The 5,526-nt window shown below is 66.1% G+C and carries 6 protein-coding genes; 1 reads left to right on the forward strand and 5 read right to left on the reverse strand.

The genetic code is table 11. From position 1 onward, the window contains the following. Together VD811_00710 and VD811_00715 are read right to left on the reverse strand one after the other, a co-directional pair. A partial coding sequence (locus VD811_00710) for a POTRA domain-containing protein (GenBank protein ID HXV19491.1) occupies nucleotides 1–1,334 on the reverse strand: 1,334 nt, incomplete at its 3' end. Nucleotides 1,335–1,367: 33 nt separating this feature from the next. Continuing rightward, nucleotides 1,368–1,724: a DUF488 domain-containing protein gene (locus VD811_00715; protein HXV19492.1), complete on the reverse strand. Its 357-nt coding sequence runs from the start codon at nucleotides 1,722–1,724 to the stop codon at nucleotides 1,368–1,370. A 118-nt stretch (nucleotides 1,725–1,842) separates the two neighbouring features. Between VD811_00715 and VD811_00720 the strand changes: the two genes are divergently transcribed. After that, nucleotides 1,843–2,772, forward strand: coding sequence for a L,D-transpeptidase family protein (locus VD811_00720; GenBank protein HXV19493.1), 930 nt, complete (start codon nucleotides 1,843–1,845; stop codon nucleotides 2,770–2,772). Between the two features lie 79 nt (nucleotides 2,773–2,851). On the opposite strand, the gene VD811_00725 is transcribed toward VD811_00720, so the two are convergent. From VD811_00725 to rdgB, 3 genes are all read right to left on the reverse strand, one after another. After that, nucleotides 2,852–3,211 carry a hypothetical protein gene (locus VD811_00725; GenBank protein HXV19494.1) on the reverse strand — a complete coding sequence of 120 codons (360 nt, stop codon included), beginning with the start codon at nucleotides 3,209–3,211 and terminating at the stop codon, nucleotides 2,852–2,854. A 106-nt stretch (nucleotides 3,212–3,317) separates the two neighbouring features. After that, nucleotides 3,318–4,853 (reverse strand): SDR family oxidoreductase, encoded by a 1,536-nt coding sequence (locus VD811_00730; GenBank protein ID HXV19495.1) that lies wholly within the window; start codon nucleotides 4,851–4,853, stop codon nucleotides 3,318–3,320. A gap of 140 nt (nucleotides 4,854–4,993) precedes the next feature. Continuing rightward, nucleotides 4,994–5,526, reverse strand: a 533-nt coding sequence (gene rdgB, locus VD811_00735) for an RdgB/HAM1 family non-canonical purine NTP pyrophosphatase (GenBank protein HXV19496.1), incomplete at its 5' end; no start/stop codon positions are given.

Raw genomic sequence — 5,526 nt, forward strand, 5'->3', positions numbered from 1 at the left:
AGCCCGGGGAGCACAAGGCGCGAACGGGAATCCTCCGCGCCGATGGTAAAATCCTCCTGCTGCAGGCGCAGAAAGGCGGAGCCGAGCCGGCCGCTGCCAAAGGCGCGGACCAGTTCGCCCTCGACGAAAAGGGAGCGGCTCTCGAAGGTGTCGATGTCCTGCCGTTCATAGCCGGTGCGCAGGGCGGTATGGTCGGTCAGTTTGCGGTAGCTCGGCATGACATATTCAGCCGTCAGCGACTGCTGCCGCTCGGCAAGGTTGAACTCGGCCGAAAATTCGTGCCCGCGGTGGAAGATGTTGACATCCTTGTAGCGCAGGGTGCCCCGGGCGCCGGTGTCGGTTCCGTAGCCGATGCCGGGACGCAGCCGCCGGCGGGCGGAGGGGACGAGTTGGATGCCGACCGGCACCTTCTGTTCTTTCGCCAGTTCCGGGCGCGGGGTGACGACGACGTCCCGGAAACGGTCGGAATTGAGGTAGTTGAGCTGGGTCTGGCCGAGCCGGGTATAAGAAAAGACATCCCCCTCGGCAAAGGCCAGGTAGCGCCGCAGAAAACGGTCCGGGAAGTCGGGAGCACCATGGATGAGGGGCTCGGCGAAACGGTATTGCTCACCGGTCGCCAGCGTCAGCTCGACTTCCGCCTGCTTGCGCTCGAGGTCGATCCCGATATGATGAACGGCGAACTCCGCATCCAGATAACCAAGGTCGAGGGCGCGGGCCTTGAGTTTTCCCTTGGCCTGTTCATAGAGGTCCTGGCGCAGGACGTGGCCAGGTTGCAGGGGGAAATCCCGGATCTGCTGCCGCAACCCCTTCTCCGCGGCACCGGGGCCGACCACCGCCACCGCCACACGCTCGACGCGGACCGCTTCGCCTGCGTGGATCTCCACCCTCAGACGATACGTTCCCTCGGCGACCTTCTCGGAAGGTGTTTCGGCCCCTTCGAGGTACGACTCGACCTCTTCGATAATCGTCTCACCCTCTTCGAGGTGGGCCTCGACCCGGGCATGGTAATAGCCGAAAGGCTTGAGCGCCTCGGCCGCCAGTTTCGGTACCTGACGGGCAAAGCGTTCCACCCATTCCCGGTCGACGCGGCCGTCTCTTACCAATCCCGGAGGAGGCGCCAGTGTCGCCTCCAGGTTTTTCAGCGCCTCTCCCTCCACCCCCTTGATCACTACCCGAAGTGGTTCCGCCGCCTGCACCGGTCCGGCAGCGGCAGCGCCGATCCCCACCAGGAGGAACAGTCCGACAAGGAGCCGGTGTCCCCCACGGACCCTGCTCTCCCCTTTCCGGGACCGGAAAAATTCAATGATCGGCATCCGCAGGCCGGTTCGCTCCATTCCATGCTCCAACATCGGCAACGACCGAACGTTTCAACCGTTCAGTCTCATTTCCAGGTATTCCTTGAGCACCACGGCGTTGTTGTGTTCTTCGTCCTTCGCTCCGAAGACCAGTGTCAGCCCTTCCCCCCGCGCCTTTTGGACCAGTTCGGCTACGATCTCTTCCTTCTCCGCAAGCTCGGCGAAGTAGCGCCGCCGGAACTCCGGCCATTTTTCCGGCGCATGCCCGTACCACCTGCGCAACTCGTCGCTCGGAGCGATCTCCCGGCACCATTCGTCGAGTCGGGCCTCTTCTTTACCGACCCCGCGCGGCCATAGCCGATCGACCAGTACCCGGCAGCCATCGGTGCGATGAGGGGGAGCATATACACGTTTTACTCTGATCGGCATCAATCCTCCAATGGCCCCTGCGCCTTATCGTCGGGCAGGCATTGCCATAGCCAACATCCTCTGGCATTATTCTATTCCATCAGGGAACGAAAACAATACTTTCCGCCGGAATCCGGACATGTCTCTGCATTGCCGCCTGTTTGTTCCACTCCTCCTGTTGCTGGCCACCGCCGCTCCGTCGCATGGCGGCTATCCGTCGACGCTCATGGGCACCGGACCGATCCCCGTCATCGGCAGCAACCAGGTCATCTTCACCACTGGGGATGACACGCTGATGCAACTCGCCCGTGCGAAAGGGCTCGGCTTCCAGACGCTTGCCGCTGCCAACCCCGAAGTCGATCCCTGGCTGCCCGGCCCCGGCCGTCCCCTGCTTCTCCCCTATTCGGCAGTCCTGCCCGGCCGCCCGCAGGCCGGAATCACGGTCAACCTGGCGGAGCTGCGTCTTTACCTGGTCTGGGAGGAGGTGGGACTGCAGCGGGTGCGCGTCTACCCCATCGGTATCGGCGACGAGGGGTGGGAGACCCCTGAGGGAGAGTTCGCCGTCCTCAGCAAGTTCAAGCGACCACACTGGAGACCACCTCAATCCATCCGCCAGGAGCGCCCCTGGCTTCCCCTTCTCGTTCCGCCCGGGCCTGAAAACCCCCTTGGCGATCGCTGGCTCGGCTTTACACAACAGGGGCACGGCATCCACGGCACCAATCAGCCCTACGGCGTCGGCCGTCGGGTCAGCCACGGCTGTCTGCGGCTCTACCCTGAGGACATCCGCGAGTTGTACGACCGGGCGGAGGTGGGGACACCGGTGCGGGTCATCTACAAACCGCTGAAGGTGGGGGCACAGGACGGGATTCTCTATGTCGAAGCGCACCGGGATTACCGGCAGACGATAACCGATCCGCTGGCAGAGGTGGAACGTCAGGTGAAATTGATCGGCTGGAGAAACACCCTCGACCGGTCGGCCATCGAGCGCGCAATCGCCGAGTCGAAGGGGATTCCTGTCCCCGTTTCCGGACGACGAAGGGCTGCGGGCAGGGAGGCCGGAGGGTTCTGATCAAACGGGAGGGACCGGCACCGGCAGAAAAGCCGTAGCGCACAAAGCTGAAGGGCCCCGTTGCCGGGGCCCTTCGTGCCTACTTCTTCATGCCCATTTCGAAGGCCTTCTGGGCCTTGAGGGCGCTCTCTTCGGCCTGCCCGGCGGCCGTCTGCGCCTGCCCGGCCGAAACCCCGGCGGACTGCGCCGCTGCTTCGGCCCTCTGGGCCGCGGCTTCCGCCCGACCGGCGGCCGCGATGGCCGCCTCGGTCCGCGTGGCCGCACTGTCGGCCCGACCGGCGGCGGCTTCGGCCGCCAGCGCCGACTGGGCGGCGTTCTGGCTGGCGGTCAGAGCCTGATTGAGCAGATCCCGGTCCGCCTGGGCAAGCTTTGCCGTACAGCCGGTCAAGGCTATCAACAATACCCCTGCAGTTGCCAATCCGAACTGAAACTTTCGCATGCAATCCTCCTTCTTGGCTGGAAATGAACTGCCATAATCAAAACAGATTACGGCAGGGTGTCAATAGGATCCGTGGAATTTGCCGCCTTCGCGGGGCCTTTTGCCTTTACTCCCCGGCCTGGCTTTCCTCCGCCTGCCGCCGCACCCGCTCCGGCCCCGCCAGCACCGGCCGCCCGACCGCATGGGCGATGCCGCGCAGCATGCCGTTGAAGGCGAGGCCGTGAAAGGGGGTGACGGCATACCAGTAGAGGATACCCAACAGCCCGCGGGGGAGGAAGCGGGCGACCTGACGCAACTCGGTGCTCCCCTCGCCCGTTTCGTGCAGGGTAAACTCCAGCACCCCCTGGCCGGGGAGTTTCAACTCCGCGGTCAGGAGCAGCCGCAGCGGTGGCTCAACCAGCGCCACGCGCCAGAAGTCGAGAGCATCGCCGGGACGCAGCTTAACAGCATCCCGCCGGCCGCGGCCGAGACCGACCCCGCCGGCCAGACGATCGAGCAGGCCGCGCAGCTCCCAGAGCCAGTTTTCGCCATACCAGCCGGTGCGGCCACCGATCCGGGTCACCGCCTCCCAGACCGCCGCCGGCGGCGCATCGAGGACAATGCGGCGGGCGTCCTCGAACACCGTCCCTCCGGCCCAGGCCGGGTCGCCGGGGATGCTCCACTGGGCCGGCGGAACCAGACCGGCATCGGTCCAGCTGCTCTCCACTTCCTGCTGCCGCAGTCGTTCCAGCGCCAGGCGGATCGCCAGGCGACAATCGAGCAGTTCCTGCGGAATCAGTTCGCGAATGCGGGTGTCGCGGCAGACGACCGGGTTGCGCAGGCCCTCGGCCAGAGGACGGGCAATGGCGGAGGAGACGGGGGTGACGAGATGAATCCAGTAGGAGCTCACACGCGGGGTGAGGACCGGCACCTTGATAATCCACCGCCGCCGCAGCCCTGCCTCTTCGGCGTAGATCTGCATCAACTGGCGGTAGCTCACCACCGCCAGCTGGCCGATGTCGAAGGTCTCGCCGACGGTCGCCGCGCACTCCAGGCAGCCAATCAGGTAGTCCAGGACATTCTGCACGTCGATCGGCTGGCAGGGGGTGTCGATCCAGCGCGGCGTAATCATCACCGGCAGCCGGTCGACCAGGTAGCGCAGGATCTCGAAGGAGGCGCTCCCCGAGCCGAGGATCATCGCCGCCCGCAGCACCGTTACCGGCACCCGCCCCTTGCACAGGATACGCGCCACCTCGGCTCGCGAGGCCAGATGCTCACTCAGCCCCTTGCCTTCTTCCCCTAACCCGCCCAGGTAGATGATCCGGCCGACCCCGGCGGCCGCGGTGGCGGCAGCGACGTTCTCGGCCGCCTGCCGGTCGGCGTGGGAAAAGTCGCTGGTCCCCGGATTCATCGAGTGGACCAGGTAATAAACGGCCCGACAGCCGCGCAGTGCCTCGGTCAGGGAAGGAAGGTCGTAGACATCGGCCGCCGCCAACTCGACGCCCGGGTGGTCGGACCACGGCCGGCCCTGCAGCTTGGCCGGATTGCGGGCAACAGCCCGTACCCGGTAACCGGCGTCGAGCAGGCGGGGGATGAGGCGGCTGCCGACGTAGCCGGTGGCGCCGAGAACGGCGACCGGAGTTCCTTGGCTCGACTCTGTCATGACGTACCGTTTCGCCGTCAGGGCCGGAAGGGAAGCGAGCACGACCGGTGCGGCCGTGCTTGATAACAGTCTAGCGGTCGGGGCGAAAGGCGCAACAGGGAGGATGACTGAAAACGGGAGGAAACAGGGCGGGTTTGCCCTCAGGCGAGCTGCCTGAGATATGCGAGGGCCTGGCGCAGCGCCTGGCCACGGTGGCTGATGCGGTTCTTGATTTCCAGCGGCAGCTCGGCCAGCGTCTTGCCGTACTCCGGGACAAGAAACAGGGGGTCGTAGCCGAAACCGCCGTCGCCGCGGGGCTCCTCGCCAATGATCCCCTCGAGCCGGCCGGAGAAGAAGCGGCAGCCGCCGTCCGGGCCGCACAGCGCCATGGCGCAGACGAAGGCGCCGCGCCGCCCGGCCCGGGGGACGCCGGCGAGCGCCGCCAGCAGCTTGCGGTTGTTGGCCGCATCATCGGCAACGGCCCCGGCGTAGCGGGCCGAGCGTACGCCGGGAGCGCCGCCGAGGTGCATCACCTCCAGCCCCGAATCGTCGGCCAGGGTCAGACGACCGGTCAGCCGTGCCACCGTCACCGCCTTCTTGCGGGCATTGTCGGCGAAGGTCTCCCCGTCCTCCTCGACTTCGGGCAGGTCAGGGAAGACGTCGAGGCCGAGGACGCGGACCTCCGTCGCTTCGA

Source organism: Desulfuromonadales bacterium (assembly GCA_035620395.1).
In the GTDB taxonomy this organism is placed as follows: domain Bacteria; phylum Desulfobacterota; class Desulfuromonadia; order Desulfuromonadales; family DASPGW01; genus DASPGW01.